Consider the following 15,826-nt stretch of genomic DNA (forward strand, 5'->3'; position numbering starts at 1 on the left):
ATGTGAAACTGCTGAGGCATGGCGGACAGGACCGCGAAGCGCCGGGGATGCTGGATGGCGACGGCGTTCTGCGCGATCTGACCGGTGTGGTTGGCGATATCGCGGGCGCGGCCCTGTCGGATGGTGAACTTGATCGCCTTCGCGCACTCGACCCGACGGCTCTGCCGGTGGTTCCGGCAGACACGCGGCTAGGGCCATGCGTCGGTGCGGTCGGCAAGTTCATCGGCATTGGCCTTAACTACAGTGACCACGCGGCAGAGGCGGGGATGGACGTTCCAACCGAACCGATCCTGTTCATGAAGGCCACCAGCGCGATTTCCGGGCCCAACGATCCGGTGATTATTCCCAAAGGCTCAACCAAAACCGACTGGGAGGTAGAGCTTGGCGTCGTCATTGGCACCCGCGCGCAGTATGTGTCCGAAGCCGACGCGCTGGGCCATGTCGCGGGTTATTGTGTCATCAACGATGTGTCCGAACGCGCGTTTCAGATCGAACGCGGCGGGCAGTGGGTAAAGGGCAAGTCCTGCGATACGTTCGGCCCGACTGGCCCATGGCTTGTCACGCGGGATGAGGTTCCCGATCCGCAGGCACTTGGCCTGTGGCTCGATCTTGATGGGAAACGGATGCAGGAAGGTTCCACCGCGACGATGGTGTTTGGCGTGGCTGAACTGATCTCATATTGCAGCCGGTTCATGACGCTTGAGCCGGGGGATATTATTTCGACCGGCACCCCGCCGGGCGTCGGGATGGGGCAAAAGCCGGAGCCGGTTTTCCTGAAGCCCGGCCAGCGGATGCAGTTGGGCGTCGATGGGTTGGGCGCGCAGGATCAGGTGGCCGTGGCGTGGTCCTGAACGGCAAAAAACAGACTCTATTCCAGCCAAATTACAGCTTATCGCGCAAAGAATACCAAACCATCGCAAGGGCCAGCAGCGGCGTGCGCAGCGCCGCGCCACCTGGAAACCGGGGCGTCGGCACGTCGGCCAGCGTATCGAACTTTTCGGCCTGCCCCGCGATCGCGTCGGCGGCGAGCTTTCCACCGAGCGTCGCCATTGCAACACCATGACCGGAATATCCCGAACAGCTCAGCACATTGGCGCCAAGCCGGGCGAAATGCGGCATCCGGTTCATCGTGATCCCCAGCGTGCCACCCCAGGCGTAGTCGATCCGCACGTCCTTTAGCTGCGGATAGATCGCCGTCATCGGCCTGCGCGCCTTTACGGCGATGTCCTTCGGGAAGGCGTAGCCATAGCTTTCGCCGCCCCCGAACAGCATCCGGTTGTCCTCGGACAGGCGAAAGTAATTTACTACGAATTTGCTATCGGCCACTGCGTAGTTGTTGCGGATCAGCGACTGGGCGCGTTCCTCGCCCAGCGGTTCCGTCGCGACGATGAAATTGTTGATCGGCATGACCCGCGCAGCGACCTTGCCGTTCAGCCCGCCCAGGTAGCCGTTGCAGCCCAGAACCACATGCTTCGCCGCGATTTCTGCCTGGTTAGTGACTATTTTCACCGGATTGCCCTGGGTAACCTCTGTCACGCGCGACCGTTCAAAGACCCGAACGCCAGCCTTCACCGCAGCCCGGGCAAGGCCGAACGCAAACCGCAGCGGATGGATATGCCCGCCCCCCATATCAAGCGTGCCGCCGTGATATGCGTCAGAGCCGACGAGCGCCCGCACCTCATCCCCATCGAGCGCGCGAATTTTATCGTAGCCATAATTGGTGCGCAGCTTTTCGGCATACGCCTCACTTTCTGGCACAAACCGCGCCCGGTGGTCGGCGTGCAGGATACCATCGACAAAGGCGCAATCAGGCGCGGTTTCAGCGGCAAGGTCGCGGACAAGCTGCACCGACTCCAACGACAGATCCCAAAGCGCCCGCGCCCGGTCTTCGCCGACCATCTTTTCAAGCTCATTCTGATCGACCCGTTGCCCGGTGCCGACCTGCCCGCCATTGCGCCCCGATGCGCCGAACCCGACGCGATGCGCATCAAGTAGCACAACGTCAAACCCCCTTCGCGCAAGGTGCAGCGCGGCGGACAGCCCGGTGAACCCCGCGCCGATGACGCACACATCGCAGGTGATTGCGCCCGCGGCCTCGGGAAACGGATCAAGCGGTGGCGCGCTCGCCGCATACCACGACGCCGGGTATTCGCCGACGCGGTCATTCGCTGTGAGGATGTCCATCAGACGGGCTTACGCCGCTTTCAGCAGGCCATCTTCGCGGATCGACGCATAGGTTTCATCAAGCGCCCTCGTCGCCCGTTCGATCAGCGTGTCGATGTCGTCGCGGGAAAAGATCAGCGGTGGTGCGATAATCATCCGGTCGCCGACATGTCGCATGACGAGGTTGTTGGCAAAGCACCGTTCACGGCAGCGCAGGCCGATCATGCCTTCGTCAGACGCGAATTTCGCGCGGGTCTCCTTATTCGGTGTCAGGGCGAGCGTCGCCATCATGCCAAGCGACCGTGCCTCACCCACCAGCGGATGATCGGTGAGCGTTGCCCAGCGGTCCGCAAGGTAGGGCGCTGCGACGTCGCGCACGTGGTCGATAAGGCTCTCTTCCTCGATAATTCGCAGGTTTTCCAACGCGACGGCCGCCGCGACCGGATGGCCGGAATAGGTGTAGCCGTGGTTGAAATCGCCCGCGTTAGCGACGGTTTCAGCAACCTCGTCACAGACGATCGACCCGCCGATGGGCGCGTAGCCCGAGGACAATCCCTTGGCGATGGTCATGATATCCGGGCGGATGCCGAAGGTTTGGCTGCCGAACCAATTCCCGGTCCGGCCAAAGCCACAGATCACCTCATCCGCGATCAGCAGAATGTCGTGGGCATCGCAAATCCGCTGAATTTCGGGCCAGTAGGAGTCGGGTGGAATCACAACACCGCCCGCGCCCTGAATCGGCTCTGCGATGAAGGCGGCGACCTTGCCTTCGCCAAGCTCTGCAATCTTCGCCTCAAGCTGGCGGGCGCGTTCAAGGCCGAACGCGTCGCGGTCCATCTCTCCGCCTTCGTTATACCAGTGCGGTTGATCGATATGAACGACGTCGGGGATCGGCAAACCGCCCTGCGCGTGCATCGGGGTCATGCCGCCAAGGCTCGCCCCCCCGAGGGTGGAGCCGTGATAGGCGTTCTTACGGCTGACAATGACTTTCTTGTCGGGCTTGCCCTTTGCGGCCCAATAATGCCGCGCCAGCCGGATGTTCGTATCGTTGGCTTCAGACCCTGATCCAGCGAAAAACACATGATTCAGATCACCGGGCGCAAGTTCGGCCAACTTCGCAGCCAGCGCAATTGCCGGCACATGCGACGTCTGAAAGAAGGTGTTGTAGAACGGCAGCTGCTTCATCTGGCGCGCAGCGACCTCGGCCAATTCATCCCGGCCATAGCCGATATTGACGCACCACAGCCCCGCCATCGCGTCCAGGATTTCATTCCCTTCGGAATCGGTCAGTGTCACGCCATTGGCCTGCGTGATGATGCGGGCACCTTTTTCGGCCAGTTCCGCGCCATCGGTGAAGGGGTGCATGTGGTGGGCCGCGTCCAGCGCCTGAAGCTCTTTCGTGGGCAGGTGGTTGGTGATCATGTTCATGTTAGGGGTCCTTCTCAGGGTCGTCAGACGTTCAAAAGCAGGTGTTCACGTTCCCACGGCGAAATCTCGCGCTGGAATTCTTCCAGCTCGGCGTTCTTGATGGCGGCGTAAAGCAGGCAGAACTCTTCGCCTAGGATGTCGCGAACGGGGTTTTCTTCCTCAAGCCCGTCGAGCGCTTCGGCAAGGTTGCGGGGCAGGACAGCACCTTCGTCATAAACCTCGCCTTCGGCCGCCGGACGCGGCGCTGTCTTGTTCACAAGGCCGAGGTAGCCGCAGGCAAGGCTGGCCGCGATGGCGAGGTAGGGGTTCGCGTCGATGCCGATCACCCGGTTTTCCACACGCCGCGCCTCTGGCCCGGAATTGGGAATGCGAATACCCGTCGTGCGATTGTCGGCGGCCCATTCAAGGTTGACCGGCGCGCTCATCCCCGCGGTGAAGCGGCGGTAGGAATTCACGTATGGCGCCAGCAGCGGCACGACCGACATCATGTGGGCTTGCGACCCGCCGATGAAGCGATGGAACGCGTCAGACGGGCTGCCATCGGCGTTGGAAAAGATGTTTTTGCCCGATTTAGTGTCGATCAGGCTTTGATGGATGTGCATTGCGCTGCCGGGTTCATCCCGCATCGGTTTGGCCATGAAGGTGGCGAAGGTGCCGTTCTTCAGCGCCGCCTCGCGGATCGCGCGCTTGAAGTAAAACACCTGATCGGCGAGCATCAGGGGATCACCATGCAGCAGATTGATTTCAATCTGCCCCGCGCCGCCTTCCTGAATGACGGTGTCGATGCTAAGGCCCTGCGCCTCGGCGTAATCATAGATCGTGTCGATGACCGGCCCGTATTCATCGACGGCGACCATCGAATAAGCCTGCCGCCCCGCGCCTTTGCGCCCGGTGCGCCCGACGGGGGGTTCGATCGGTTCATTCGGGTCGATGTTCGGCTTTGTCAGGTAGAACTCAAGCTCTGGCGCAACGATGGGTTGCCAGCCCTTGTTGCGGTAGAACGCCAGCACCCGCTTCAGCACGTTGCGCGGCGCGACGCCAAGCGGTTCGCCCTCGCGGGTTTCAAGATCGTTTATCACCTGCATCGTGACATCTTCCGCCCAGGGTGCGGCACAGGCCGTCGCCATGTCGGGGCGCAGGACGATATCGGATTCCATCCACTGGTTTTCGATATCCATGTCGACGTATTCGCCGGTGATCGTCTGGTAGAACAGAGAGATCGGCAGGAAAAAGGTATCTTCGGGCGAGAATTTGAACGCCGGCATCGCCTTGCCGCGCGACATTCCGGCGATGTCGGGGATGATGCACTCCACCTCTTCAAACCGCCGACCGTCGCGATAGGTGCGGAAGGCGTCCGGCAATGCGTCTTGCCAATTTAGCTGAGAATCGGGGGCCATGTGTTCACCTGAATTTCAATTGATGTCCGAACGATCATACTCGTCGCAGCGGGCCAAATGCGCCATCATGCTACAAGGATATGATCAAAAAATATACTGTCAACCGGATTTGATCAAATCGGCGTTCCGTGCGAAGGACAACCTGATCTGTTCATGCCCCTGCCGAAGGTCTTCGGCGATGGCATCCGCCACGGCATCGGCATCTCCGGCCCGCATCGCGGCAAGCGCTTCTTCGTGTTTGTCGGGCAGGTTGTAGGTCCCGATCTGCCCGCAGACCACGCGCAGGGACGGCCCCACGCGCAGCCACAGCGCATTCGCCATAGCAATCAGGATCTTGGCGTCGGACAAGCGATAAAGCGTCGCGTGGAACCGGTAGTTGTGTTGCAGGTAGCCACGCACGTCACCGGCATCTATCGCTTCGTTCAGAGCGTTGTCGATGTCGGTCAGCTTGTCGATATCCGCTGCGGTCATCTTGCCCGTAGCGATCTGCGAAAGCCTTGGTTCTATGGCCAAACGTGCAAAGGACAATTCCTCAAGCTGTTCCTCGGTTAGCTCGGGCACACAGGCCCGTCTGTTGCCGAGAAATTCAAGCGCGCCTTCTGCCGTCAGTCGCCGAATCGCCTCGCGCACCGGGGTCATGCCCGCGCCCAGTTCCGCAACCAAGCCCTGTATCGTGACCGCCTGCCCCGGCTGCAGTTCGCCGAACAAGATCCGCTCGCGGATCTTGCGATAGACCAGTTCATGCGTTGGTAGCTTGCGATGCGGTGTTTCCACGTTAAGATGCCCCTTACTGTGGTCGGGCGTGATGCGTGCCTGAACCCACTCAGAGCCACCATAGCCGGGCGTTCAAAAAAATACCATATTGCAATGAATCGTTTTTTTTGATCAAATCCGGCGAAAGAGAGCGAGAGCCTTTCTTAAAACCAAGGGGAGACCACCTAATGAAACAGTTTTGGCTACCACTGGCGGCCGCATTGACGCTGGGCGCAACCGCCGCCGCAGCCGAGGAAGTGCGCGTCTATAACTGGTCGGACTATATCGACGAAGACCTGCTGACCAAGTTCGAGGAAGAAACCGGGATCGATCTGATCTACGACGTCTTCGATTCGAACGAGGTTCTTGAAACCAAGATGCTTGCGGGCGGATCGGGTTACGATGTTGTTGTTCCGTCCGGCACATTCCTTCAGCGCCAGATTTCCGCGGGCGCGTTCCAACCGCTCGACACTTCGCAACTTTCAAACACGGGCAATCTGTGGGACGTGATCAAGGAGCGCACCGATCAGTATGACCCCGGCAACGCCCATGCGATCAACTATATGTGGGGCACGACCGGGATCGGCGTGAACGTCAACAAGGTGAAAGAGGTGTTGGGCGAAGATGCCCCGATCGATTCCCTTGCCCTGATCTTTGAGCCGTCCAACATGGAAAAGCTGCAGGAATGCGGCGTTCACCTGCTTGACGCGCCGGTCGAAATCATCCCGGCAGCGCTGCAATACATTGGTGAAGACCCGGATAGCCACGATCCCGACGTCATCGCCAAAACCGAAGAGGTGCTATCCCCGATCCGGCCCTATGTGCAGAAGTTCCACAGCTCCGAATATATCAACGCGCTCGCCAATGGTGACATCTGCGTTGCGTTCGGCTGGTCCGGTGACATCCTGCAGGCCCGCGATCGCGCGGCTGAGGCGGATAACGGCGTTGAAATCGCCTATAACGCGCCGAAAGAGGGTGCGCTGATGTGGTTCGACATGATGGCGATTCCGGCTGACGCGCCGAACCCGGAAGGCGCGCACAAGTTCTTGGACTTCATCATGGATGCCGAAAACATGGCCGCCGCGTCGAACTATGTCTATTACGCTAACGGCAACGAGGCATCGCAGGAATTCCTGGCCGAAGACGTGATCGGCGATCCGGCGATCTACCCCGATGCGGCCACGCTGGAGAACCTTTATACCACGACGCCGTACCCGGCGAAGGTTCAGCGGACCGTTACGCGGCTTTGGACGAAGATCAAATCCGGCACCTGATATCGTGCCCAATCCGCGCCCGCATCGCCGGGCGCGGATTTCGTTTGAAAGCGTGAGGACAGTATGGCGCAAGCATCCCAACCCGAAGAATTTGCCCCGTGGGAAGATCCATCCGCAAAACCGTTGATCAGCTTCAAGAACGTCACCAAACGGTTTGGCGAATTCACGGCCATCGACGACCTCAACATTGATATCTTTGAAAAAGAATTCTTCGCCCTGCTCGGCCCATCCGGGTGCGGCAAGACGACCCTGATGCGGATGCTTGCCGGGTTCGAAAGCCCGACCGAAGGCACGATCCTGCTTGATGGCCAGAACATCGCGCCGATTCCGCCGAACAAGCGGGCGGTGAATATGATGTTCCAGTCCTACGCCTTGTTCCCGCACCTGACGGTCGCTGAAAACATCGCCTTTGGCCTGAAACGGTCCCCGATGCCGAAAGACGAGGTTGCGGATCGCGTCAACGAGATGCTGCGCCTGACGCGGCTGGAGAAATTCGGTAAGCGCAAGCCGCACCAGATTTCCGGCGGCCAGCGCCAGCGCGTCGCGCTCGCCCGGTCGCTGGCGAAGGCGCCGAAACTGCTGCTGCTGGATGAGCCGCTCGGCGCGCTCGACAAGAAGCTGCGGCAGGATACGCAGTTCGAACTGATGGATATTCAGGAAAAGACCGGCACGACATTCGTCATCGTGACTCACGATCAGGAAGAGGCGATGACCGTGGCCAGCCGCGTCGCGGTGATGGATCATGGCAAGCTGATCCAGGTGGCGACGCCCGACCGGATCTACGAAACGCCGAATTCTGTCTATGTCGCGGATTTCATCGGTGATGTGAATATCATCGAAGGCAATGCCAAGCCCCACAGCGACGGCAAGCACGAAGTGCACTGGGCCGAGGGCGAGCCGCCGCTGGTCGGCCCGTCGAACGACAAGATCACCGACGGGATGCGCGTATCCTTCGCGATCCGGCCCGAAAAGGTCTCTATTTCGGCGGAAAGGCCCGCTGCCGACGCGAATGTCATCAGCGGCACGGTGCTCGATATCGCCTATCTTGGCAATCTTTCGACTTACCACGTCCAGTTGGCAAGCGGCCATGTGATCAAGGCGCAGACCGCGAATAACCGAAGGATCGCGCGACGCAGCTTCACCTGGGATGATACGGTCTGGCTGTCGTTTACCGACACCGCCGGCATCATCCTGACTGAGTGAGGGGCACAGCCATGAACCCGCGCCGCCTGTTCCTGATCGCCGTTCCCTATTTCTGGCTGCTGGCGCTGTTCCTTGTGCCGTTCGCCATCGTTCTGAAAATCGCGCTGTCGGATATCGAGCTGTCGATTCCGCCCTACACGCCGACGCTCGACCTGTCGGAAGGCTGGACCGGGATCAAGGATTTCTTCTCTAAGCTCGACTTTGAGAATTTTGTGTTCCTGACCGAAGACGATCTTTACTGGCGTTCGTACCTCTCCAGCCTGATGATCGCGTTGATTTCGACCCTAATAACGCTGATTGTGGGCTTTCCAATCGCCTACGCCATGGCGCAAGCACGGGACGAATGGCGCCCGACGCTGATGATGCTGGTGATCCTGCCGTTCTGGACCAGTTTTCTGATCCGCGTCTATTCGTGGATGGGTATCCTCAGCAATGAAGGGTTCTTGAACCAGTTCCTGCTGTGGCTCGGCATCATCGACAGCCCGCTGACGATCCTGAACACAAACTGGGCGGTCTATATCGGCATCGTATATACCTACCTGCCGTTCATGATCCTGCCGATCTACGCGACGCTCGAAAAACTCGACGGGTCACTGCTGGAAGCGGCCGAAGATCTGGGATGTTCGCGCACCTCGGCCTTTTGGCTTGTCACCATGCCGCTGTCGAAATCGGGCATCATCGCGGGCTGCTTTCTTGTTTTTATCCCGGCGCTGGGCGAATTCGTTATCCCCTCGCTGCTCGGCGGGTCGGGCACGCTGATGATCGGTAAAGTGCTGTGGGAGGAGTTCTTTTCAAACCGCGACTGGCCGGTCGCGTCGGCGGTGGCGGTGATCCTGCTGCTGATCCTCGTGATCCCGATCATCCTGTTCCAGCGGAATGAGCAAAAGCAGAGGGAGGCAGAGCAATGAGGCGTTTCAGCTGGTTCAACGCGACCTCCCTTACCCTTGGGTTTGCGTTTCTTTATCTGCCGATGGTGATCCTCGTCATCTTTAGCTTCAATGAATCGAAACTCGTCACTGTTTGGGCCGGATTCTCGACCAAGTGGTATGGAGAGCTGATCCAGAACGACGCGTTCCTTGATGCGGCGTGGGTGACGGTGAAGGTCGCGGTGTTGTCGTCAACCTTCGCCACCGTGCTTGGCACAATGGCAGCTTACGTTCTGGTGCGTGGCGGGCGGTTTTATGGGCGCACGCTGTTTTCGGGCATGATCTACGCGCCGCTGGTCATGCCCGAAGTCATTACGGGCCTGTCCCTGCTGCTGCTTTTCATCGCAATTGGTTTTGACCGTGGTGTCATGACAATCGTGCTGGCGCATACGACCTTTTCGATGTGCTACGTGTCGGTCGTCGTGTCCTCCCGCCTCGTGTCCTTCGACAAATCGTTGGAAGAGGCCGCGCTTGACCTCGGCTGCACCCCTTTTGATGCGTTCAAGTCGGTGACCCTGCCGATCATCGCGCCGGCGGTGATTTCCGGCTGGTTGCTGGCCTTCACTCTGTCGCTTGATGATCTGGTGATTGCCTCTTTCACCTCTGGCCCGTCATCGACGACCCTGCCGATCAAGATTTTCAGCGCGGTGCGCCTTGGGGTCAGCCCGGAGATCAACGCCCTGTCCACGATCATGATCGGGATCGTCACCGTCGGCGTGCTGACCGCGTCGCTCGTCACCAAGCGCAGCATCGCGATGCGCCAAAAAGAAGAACAGAAAGCCGACCAGTAATGTCCGACTTCCAAGCTGAGTATGAGGCGTATTGCGCCGAACATGGTGTGCCCGATCGCATCGAAATGATGCTGTGCGATCTGAACGCCGTGCTGCGCGGGAAATGGCTGCCGGGGGATGAGGTCGACAAGCTGCTGAACGGCGGTGTCCGCCTGCCGATGTCGACCTACGCGCCGAATATTCTGGGATCAGAGGTTGAGGCGACCGGCCTTGGCATCGTCAAGGGCGACCCCGACGGTTTCATCACGCCGGTGAGCGGCACGCTGAAACCGGTGCCATGGGCCAATGGCCACGTCGCGCAGGTGCTTGTCGAGATGGTCGACGAAGACGGCGAGGTGAGCACGCTTTCGACCCGAAAGCACCTGAATAACGTGCTTGACCGCTTCGCCAAGGATGACCATCACCCCGTCGTCGCGACGGAACTTGAGTTCTACATCGTCAAGAACCGCCCCGACGCGACCGACGCGCCAGAACCACCCGACGGTCTGCCCGACGCGCAGAACTATGACCTGGAGGTGCTGAACCAGACTGAGGAGATTCTGACCGAAATCCTCGACGCCGCGCGCATCCAGGGGCTCGCCACCGATACGCTGATCGCGGAATACGGCCCCGGTCAGTTTGAGATTAACTTTCACCACACGGACGATGTGCTGGCCGCCGCCGACACCGCCCTGCTGTTCCGCCGTCTTGTGATCGGGATCGTCGATTCCCACGGGATGGAGGCGACCTTTATGGCGAAACCCTACGCCGATCAGCCGGGTAACGGGATGCACGTTCATGCTTCGGTCGTTGATGGTGAAGGGCAGAACATCTTTTCCGCCGTGGATGGCGTGTCGGACACGTTGAAATCTGCGGTCGGCGGTGTGCTGTCCACGATGCGCGACATGCAGGCGATCTTTGCGCCGCATATGAACTCTTACAGGCGGTTTCAGCCGGGCAGCTTCGCCCCCGCCGCGCCCGATTGGGGGCTGGATCATCGCGGGGCGGCAATCCGGTTGCCGGAAACCGCCGGGCCGGGCGCGCGGCTGGAACACCGGATCAGCGGCGCCGATGTGAACCCTTACCTCGCGCTTGCCGCGATTCTTGGCGGGATTCATTACGGGTTGAACAACGATTGCCCCCTGCCCGCGCCGCTGGATGAAACCGAAACAACCGATACCGATCCATTGACTCACGACTGGACCACCGCCGTTCAGATGTTCGAACAATCCGACTTTGCCGCCGATCTGTTTGGAGAGGACTACCGGCGCATCTACTCCGCCGTGCGGCGGGACGAGATTCAGGAGCTGACCTCGATCATCACGGCCGTCGAATACCGCTACTACCTCAGCCGACTGTGATCCATGCAACGCCTTTACGAACCGCTTGCCTACGCAGATGACAGCGACGCCGGAAGCTATTGGCGCACGACTGTTGAAGATCGCGAATGGAGCGCAGTTTCAGGTGATTTAGAGACCGATTTTGCCGTTATCGGCTCTGGCTATACGGGGCTGTCGGCAGCGCTTCACCTCGCTCGCGACCACGGCGCATCGGTGAAGGTTCTTGATGCGAAACAGCCGGGCTGGGGCGCGTCAGGGCGGAACGGCGGGTTCTGTTGCCTCGGCGGGGCGGCGGCGGATACCGGGACGCTAAAGGCGCGGTTTGGGCAGCAGAAGATCGACGCGTTTCACGGCGCGATGCGCGGCGCTGTCGATATGGTCGACGGGCTGCTGGACCAATACGGAATCGACGCGGATCGCCACTCCGACGGCGAAACGCTATTGGCGCATACCGACCGTTCCGTCGATGTCCTGAAGGATGAGGCAGAGCGCGTCCGCACGGCCTATGGCGTCGAACCCAAGTTGATTGCGGGGGACGACCTTGTTGATCACGGGATGGGCGGCGCTGGATTTCATGGCGCAGTGACGACGCCGATCGGATTTGCCCTCAACCCGCGGAAATACGCACTGGGCCTCGCCGCCGCTGCGGAGCGTGAAGGCGCCCTTATATTCGGAAACACGCCTGTCACGTCGATTAAGCAGTCAAACGGCTGTTATCGCCTCTCCACGCCGACCGGCATCGTCACCGCAAAGCACCTTTTGCTCGCCACGAACGGCTATAGCAGCGATGACGTGCCGCCTTGGATGGCGGGTCGCTATCTGCCGGTGCAATCAAGCATCCTCGTGACGCGGGAATTGACCGATGATGAGCTGGCCGCGCAGGGCTGGACGACACATCAGATGTGCTACGACACACGGCATCTGCTGCATTACTTCCGGCTGATGCCGAACCGGCGGATGCTGTTCGGGATGCGGGGCGCGACGAAAGCCTCACCCAAGGCATTTGAGGCGACAAAACGTATACTTCGGGCAGAGTTCGAGACTATGTTCCCCGCCTGGGCGCAGGTCGAAACACCGCATTTCTGGACCGGTCTTCTGTGTCTGTCGCGCGGGTTGACGCCCTATGTCGGCCCCCTTGGGGATTGGCCAAACGCCTTCACGGCCTTTGCCTATCACGGCAACGGCGTTGCGATGGGCACCTATGCCGGCGCGCTGATGGCGGATCTGGCGGCGGGGGTGGAAAACCCGAAACGCCCCCTGCCCGATCTGATGGCCGCACCCCCGAAAAAGTTTGAACTTGGCCGCTGGCGGCGGAGCCTATTGCCGCTCGCCCATCGTTGGTATGAATGGCAGGACAGAGGATAAGACCATGACAAAGCGCCCCCTGAAGGTCGGAATACTCGAAACCGGACGCCCGCCGGAGGAGCTGATCCATTACGGCGACTACCCTGGAATGGTGGCTGACTGGCTGTCCCCGCTTGAGGCGGAGTTCCAAAGCTACGCCGTGCTCGACGGAGAGTTCCCGGAGTCTGCCGAGATGTGCGACCTATGGGTTATCACCGGGTCGAAATTCGGCGCGTATGAGGCGCATGACTGGATTCCCCCGCTTGAGGTATTCATTCGCAGCGCCCGTGACGCCGGGAAAAAGATGGTCGGTATCTGTTTCGGCCACCAGATCATCGCGCAGGCGCTGGGCGGGACCGTCGTGAAGTCTGACAAGGGTTGGGGGCTTGGCGTTCACCAGTATGCGCCGGTGAACTGGCCTAATGTGCTGGGTGCGCCGCCTGAGAAAATCGCGATCCAAGCCTATCATCAGGATCAGGTGACGGCGCTTCCCAAAGGGGCGGAGCGGATTGCGCAATCGGACTTCTGCGAAAACGCCGCTCTTTGGTATCCGGGCTTTGCGCTGACCGTGCAGGGCCACCCGGAATTCGCGGGGGACTACACCGCCGACTTGCTGGAGTTGCGGCGCGGCACCGTCCTGAGCGATGAGGATGTTGAAACCGGCAAAGCGAACATGGCCCGCCCCGACAATCGCGGTTGGCTGGCGGAACTTTTGAACGACCACCTCGACATGCTTTGACGCATTTTTGGCAAGGATAGAGACTATGTCAGACAAGAAGGGCGATTTTGCATTCCGCTCCGGCGATCCGATGGGACGGTGGCAAGAGATGACTTATGGCGGCGCGCTCAGCTTCCTGCGGCGCCAGTATTCGCGGGATCTCGACGGCGTCGATGTCGCCGTTAGCGGCGTGCCTTACGACAGTTCGGTCACCAACCGCTCTGGCTGTCGGCTGGGGCCGCGGGCGATCCGGGCGGGGTCGACGCTGTTGGCTGAGCTCGATGCCTTTCCGTTTGGCTTTAACCCTTTCGACACGCTTTCGGTGGTCGACTACGGCGATTGCTTCCTTGACCCGCACCACCCCGAAACGATCCCCGGCGCGATTGAGGAACACGCCGATGCGATCCTCGCAACCGACACGAAGATGCTGACGCTGGGCGGGGATCATTTCGTCGCCTACCCGTTGCTGAAGGCCCATGCCAAGAAACACGGGCCTGTCGCGCTGCTTCAGTTCGATGCGCATTGCGATACGTGGGAAGATGACGGCCGCAAGCTTGACCACGGCACAATGTTCGCCCGCGCCGCCGCCGAAGGCGTTGTCGACGTGTCCAAATCGACCCAAATCGGCCTTAGAACCTTCAACGACAGCGATCACGGCTTTGAAATCCTGACCGCGCCGTGGGTGCATCGAAGCGGCATCGACGCGGCGCTTGAGGTGATCCGCGACCGCGCGGGTGACGCGCCGCTTTATATATCTTTCGACGTTGACGGGCTGGACCCGGCCTATGCCCCCGGCACTGGCACCCCGGTTCCCGGCGGTCTAGCAAGTTGGCAGGCGCTTGAACTGATCCGGGGGCTGGGCGGCATGAACCTGATCGGGATGGATGTGGTCGAAGTCTCCCCCTCCTACGACCATTCGGAGATTACGGCGATTGCCGCTGCCACCGTTGCGCATGACTGGTTGTGCCTGCTGGCAGAGGCGAAGGGTGCCCAGCGAAAGACCGTTGGAAGGCTCTAACAAACACAAAAGGGCGGCCTGATGCCGCCCTTTCCAATTAACTTGCCGCCAATTTAGTAGCGGTAATGTTCCGGCTTGAACGGGCCATCCACGGATACGCCGATGTAATCGGCCTGTTCTTTGTCCAGCGAGCTTAGCCGCACTCCGATCCGATCCAGATGCAGGCGCGCGACCTTCTCATCCAGATGCTTTGGCAGGATGTAGACGTCGTTCTTATATTCGTCGCCCTTGGTCCAAAGCTCAATCTGCGCGAGCACTTGGTTGGTGAAAGAGGCCGACATCACAAATGACGGGTGCCCCGTCGCATTGCCAAGGTTCAGCAGACGCCCTTCGGACAGCAGGATCAACCGATTGCCGTTCGGCATTTCGATCATGTCGACCTGTTCCTTGATGTTCGTCCACTTGTGGTTCTTCAGCGCGGCAACCTGAATTTCGTTGTCGAAATGGCCGATATTGCCGACGATCGCCATATCCTTCATCTCGCGCATGTGCTCGATGCGGATCACGTCCTTGTTGCCGGTGGTGGTGATGAAAAGGTCGGCGGTGCCGATTACATCCTCAAGCCGGACAACTTCGAACCCGTCCATAGCGGCCTGTAGCGCACAGATAGGGTCGATTTCGGTGACTTTGACGCGGGCGCCGGCACCACGAAGCGACGCGGCAGAGCCTTTGCCGACATCGCCGTATCCGCAGACCACGGCAACCTTGCCAGCCATCATCGTATCGGTCGCGCGACGGATGCCGTCGACCAGCGATTCCCGGCAGCCGTATTTGTTGTCGAATTTCGACTTGGTGACAGAGTCGTTCACGTTGATCGCAGGGAAAGGCAGCATGTCTTTCTTGACCAGATCATACAGGCGATGAACGCCCGTCGTGGTTTCCTCGGACACGCCCTTGATTGCATCGCGTTGTTTGGTGAACCAGCCGGGGCTTTCGGCGAGGCGTTTCTTGATCTGCGCGAACAGTGCGACCTCTTCCTCGGACGTGGGAACATCGAGCAACCCGGTTTCGCCAGCTTCAACGCGTGCGCCCAGCAGGATATACATCGTGGCGTCGCCGCCATCGTCGAGGATCATGTTCGCCGTGCCTTCTTCAAACATGAAGATTTTGTCGGCGTAGTCCCAGTATTCTTCCAGTGTTTCGCCCTTGATCGCGAAGACCGGAGTGCCGCCCGCCGCAATTGCCGCCGCCGCGTGATCTTGGGTGGAGAAGATGTTGCAAGACGCCCAGCGCACATCGGCACCCAGCGCCACCAGCGTTTCGATCAGCACGGCGGTCTGGATCGTCATGTGGAGCGACCCAGCGATCCGCGCGCCTTTCAGCGGTTTTGAATCACCGTATTCGGCGCGCAACGCCATCAGGCCCGGCATTTCCGTTTCGGCGATGTCCAGTTCCTTGCGGCCAAAATCCGCAAGATCGATGTCTTTCACGATATAGTCTTTGGCCATTGGGGCGGCTCCTCAAGAGGTATCTGTCGCGGGGCAGATACCAC

At 60.1% G+C, this 15,826-nt stretch carries 14 protein-coding genes; 9 read left to right on the plus strand and 5 right to left on the minus strand.

Features of this window, described 5'->3' with window-relative positions:
• Window positions 1–2: 2 nt before the first annotated feature.
• Window positions 3–851 (plus strand): fumarylacetoacetate hydrolase family protein, encoded by an 849-nt coding sequence (locus ACEWPJ_RS00395; RefSeq protein WP_416510177.1) that lies wholly within the window; start codon window positions 3–5, stop codon window positions 849–851.
• Window positions 852–882: 31 nt separating this feature from the next.
• On the opposite strand, the gene ACEWPJ_RS00400 is transcribed toward ACEWPJ_RS00395, so the two are convergent.
• The 4 genes from ACEWPJ_RS00400 to ACEWPJ_RS00415 form a co-directional block, all read right to left on the minus strand.
• Complete coding sequence (locus tag ACEWPJ_RS00400) at window positions 883–2,184, minus strand: NAD(P)/FAD-dependent oxidoreductase (RefSeq protein WP_416510178.1); 1,302 nt, start codon at window positions 2,182–2,184, stop codon at window positions 883–885.
• A 9-nt stretch (window positions 2,185–2,193) separates the two neighbouring features.
• The gene (locus ACEWPJ_RS00405) at window positions 2,194–3,591 is read right to left on the minus strand and encodes an aspartate aminotransferase family protein (protein WP_416510179.1); all 1,398 of its coding nucleotides are present in this window, start codon (window positions 3,589–3,591) and stop codon (window positions 2,194–2,196) included.
• A gap of 23 nt (window positions 3,592–3,614) precedes the next feature.
• Window positions 3,615–4,988: a glutamine synthetase family protein gene (locus tag ACEWPJ_RS00410; RefSeq protein ID WP_416510180.1), complete on the minus strand. Its 1,374-nt coding sequence runs from the start codon at window positions 4,986–4,988 to the stop codon at window positions 3,615–3,617.
• Between the two features lie 99 nt (window positions 4,989–5,087).
• Complete coding sequence (locus ACEWPJ_RS00415) at window positions 5,088–5,762, minus strand: GntR family transcriptional regulator (RefSeq protein WP_416510181.1); 675 nt, start codon at window positions 5,760–5,762, stop codon at window positions 5,088–5,090.
• Between the two features lie 167 nt (window positions 5,763–5,929).
• Here ACEWPJ_RS00415 and ACEWPJ_RS00420 point away from each other — a divergent pair, with 167 nt between their 5' ends.
• From ACEWPJ_RS00420 to speB, 8 genes are all read left to right on the plus strand, one after another.
• The gene (locus ACEWPJ_RS00420) at window positions 5,930–7,015 is read left to right on the plus strand and encodes a polyamine ABC transporter substrate-binding protein (RefSeq protein WP_416510182.1); all 1,086 of its coding nucleotides are present in this window, start codon (window positions 5,930–5,932) and stop codon (window positions 7,013–7,015) included.
• A 63-nt stretch (window positions 7,016–7,078) separates the two neighbouring features.
• On the plus strand, window positions 7,079–8,218 hold the full coding sequence (locus ACEWPJ_RS00425; protein WP_416510183.1) for an ABC transporter ATP-binding protein: 1,140 nt from the start codon (window positions 7,079–7,081) through the stop codon (window positions 8,216–8,218).
• A gap of 11 nt (window positions 8,219–8,229) precedes the next feature.
• A complete protein-coding gene (locus ACEWPJ_RS00430; protein ID WP_416510184.1) occupies window positions 8,230–9,126 on the plus strand; it encodes an ABC transporter permease subunit in 897 nt (298 codons plus the stop codon).
• Complete coding sequence (locus ACEWPJ_RS00435) at window positions 9,123–9,935, plus strand: ABC transporter permease (RefSeq protein WP_416510185.1); 813 nt, start codon at window positions 9,123–9,125, stop codon at window positions 9,933–9,935. The genes ACEWPJ_RS00430 and ACEWPJ_RS00435 overlap by 4 nt, the downstream gene beginning before the upstream one ends.
• Window positions 9,935–11,275 carry a glutamine synthetase family protein gene (locus ACEWPJ_RS00440; RefSeq protein ID WP_416510186.1) on the plus strand — a complete coding sequence of 447 codons (1,341 nt, stop codon included), beginning with the start codon at window positions 9,935–9,937 and terminating at the stop codon, window positions 11,273–11,275. Before ACEWPJ_RS00435 ends, ACEWPJ_RS00440 begins: the two co-directional genes overlap by 1 nt.
• A 3-nt stretch (window positions 11,276–11,278) precedes the next feature.
• Entirely contained in the window at window positions 11,279–12,619 is a 1,341-nt protein-coding gene (locus ACEWPJ_RS00445) for an NAD(P)/FAD-dependent oxidoreductase (RefSeq protein WP_416510187.1), read from the plus strand.
• Window positions 12,620–12,623: 4 nt separating this feature from the next.
• Entirely contained in the window at window positions 12,624–13,337 is a 714-nt protein-coding gene (locus tag ACEWPJ_RS00450; RefSeq protein ID WP_416510188.1) for a type 1 glutamine amidotransferase, read from the plus strand.
• A gap of 25 nt (window positions 13,338–13,362) precedes the next feature.
• Window positions 13,363–14,334 carry an agmatinase gene (speB, locus tag ACEWPJ_RS00455; protein ID WP_416510189.1) on the plus strand — a complete coding sequence of 324 codons (972 nt, stop codon included), beginning with the start codon at window positions 13,363–13,365 and terminating at the stop codon, window positions 14,332–14,334.
• Between the two features lie 53 nt (window positions 14,335–14,387).
• Here the strand turns inward: speB and ahcY are convergent, their stop codons facing one another.
• Entirely contained in the window at window positions 14,388–15,782 is a 1,395-nt protein-coding gene (gene ahcY, locus ACEWPJ_RS00460) for an adenosylhomocysteinase (protein WP_416510190.1), read from the minus strand.
• Between the last annotated feature and the right edge of the window lie 44 nt (window positions 15,783–15,826).

Source organism: Aliiroseovarius sp. YM-037, assembly GCF_048060095.1.
Classification (GTDB): domain Bacteria; phylum Pseudomonadota; class Alphaproteobacteria; order Rhodobacterales; family Rhodobacteraceae; genus JBLUOA01.

Excerpts from the sequence above, each read along its gene's own strand:
- ACEWPJ_RS00435 (WP_416510185.1), top strand. The coding sequence starts at position 9,123 with ATGAGGCGTTTCAGCTGGTTCAACGCGACCTCCCTTACCCTTGGGTTT.
- ACEWPJ_RS00420 (WP_416510182.1), top strand. The coding sequence starts at position 5,930 with ATGAAACAGTTTTGGCTACCACTGGCGGCCGCATTGACGCTGGGCGCA.
- ACEWPJ_RS00430 (WP_416510184.1), top strand. The coding sequence starts at position 8,230 with ATGAACCCGCGCCGCCTGTTCCTGATCGCCGTTCCCTATTTCTGGCTG.
- ACEWPJ_RS00440 (WP_416510186.1), top strand. The coding sequence starts at position 9,935 with ATGTCCGACTTCCAAGCTGAGTATGAGGCGTATTGCGCCGAACATGGT.
- ACEWPJ_RS00400 (WP_416510178.1), bottom strand. The coding sequence starts at position 2,184 with ATGGACATCCTCACAGCGAATGACCGCGTCGGCGAATACCCGGCGTCG.
- ahcY (WP_416510190.1), bottom strand. The coding sequence starts at position 15,782 with ATGGCCAAAGACTATATCGTGAAAGACATCGATCTTGCGGATTTTGGC.
- speB (WP_416510189.1), top strand. The coding sequence starts at position 13,363 with ATGTCAGACAAGAAGGGCGATTTTGCATTCCGCTCCGGCGATCCGATG.
- ACEWPJ_RS00450 (WP_416510188.1), top strand. The coding sequence starts at position 12,624 with ATGACAAAGCGCCCCCTGAAGGTCGGAATACTCGAAACCGGACGCCCG.
- ACEWPJ_RS00410 (WP_416510180.1), bottom strand. The coding sequence starts at position 4,988 with ATGGCCCCCGATTCTCAGCTAAATTGGCAAGACGCATTGCCGGACGCC.
- ACEWPJ_RS00405 (WP_416510179.1), bottom strand. The coding sequence starts at position 3,591 with ATGAACATGATCACCAACCACCTGCCCACGAAAGAGCTTCAGGCGCTG.
- ACEWPJ_RS00445 (WP_416510187.1), top strand. The coding sequence starts at position 11,279 with ATGCAACGCCTTTACGAACCGCTTGCCTACGCAGATGACAGCGACGCC.
- ACEWPJ_RS00425 (WP_416510183.1), top strand. The coding sequence starts at position 7,079 with ATGGCGCAAGCATCCCAACCCGAAGAATTTGCCCCGTGGGAAGATCCA.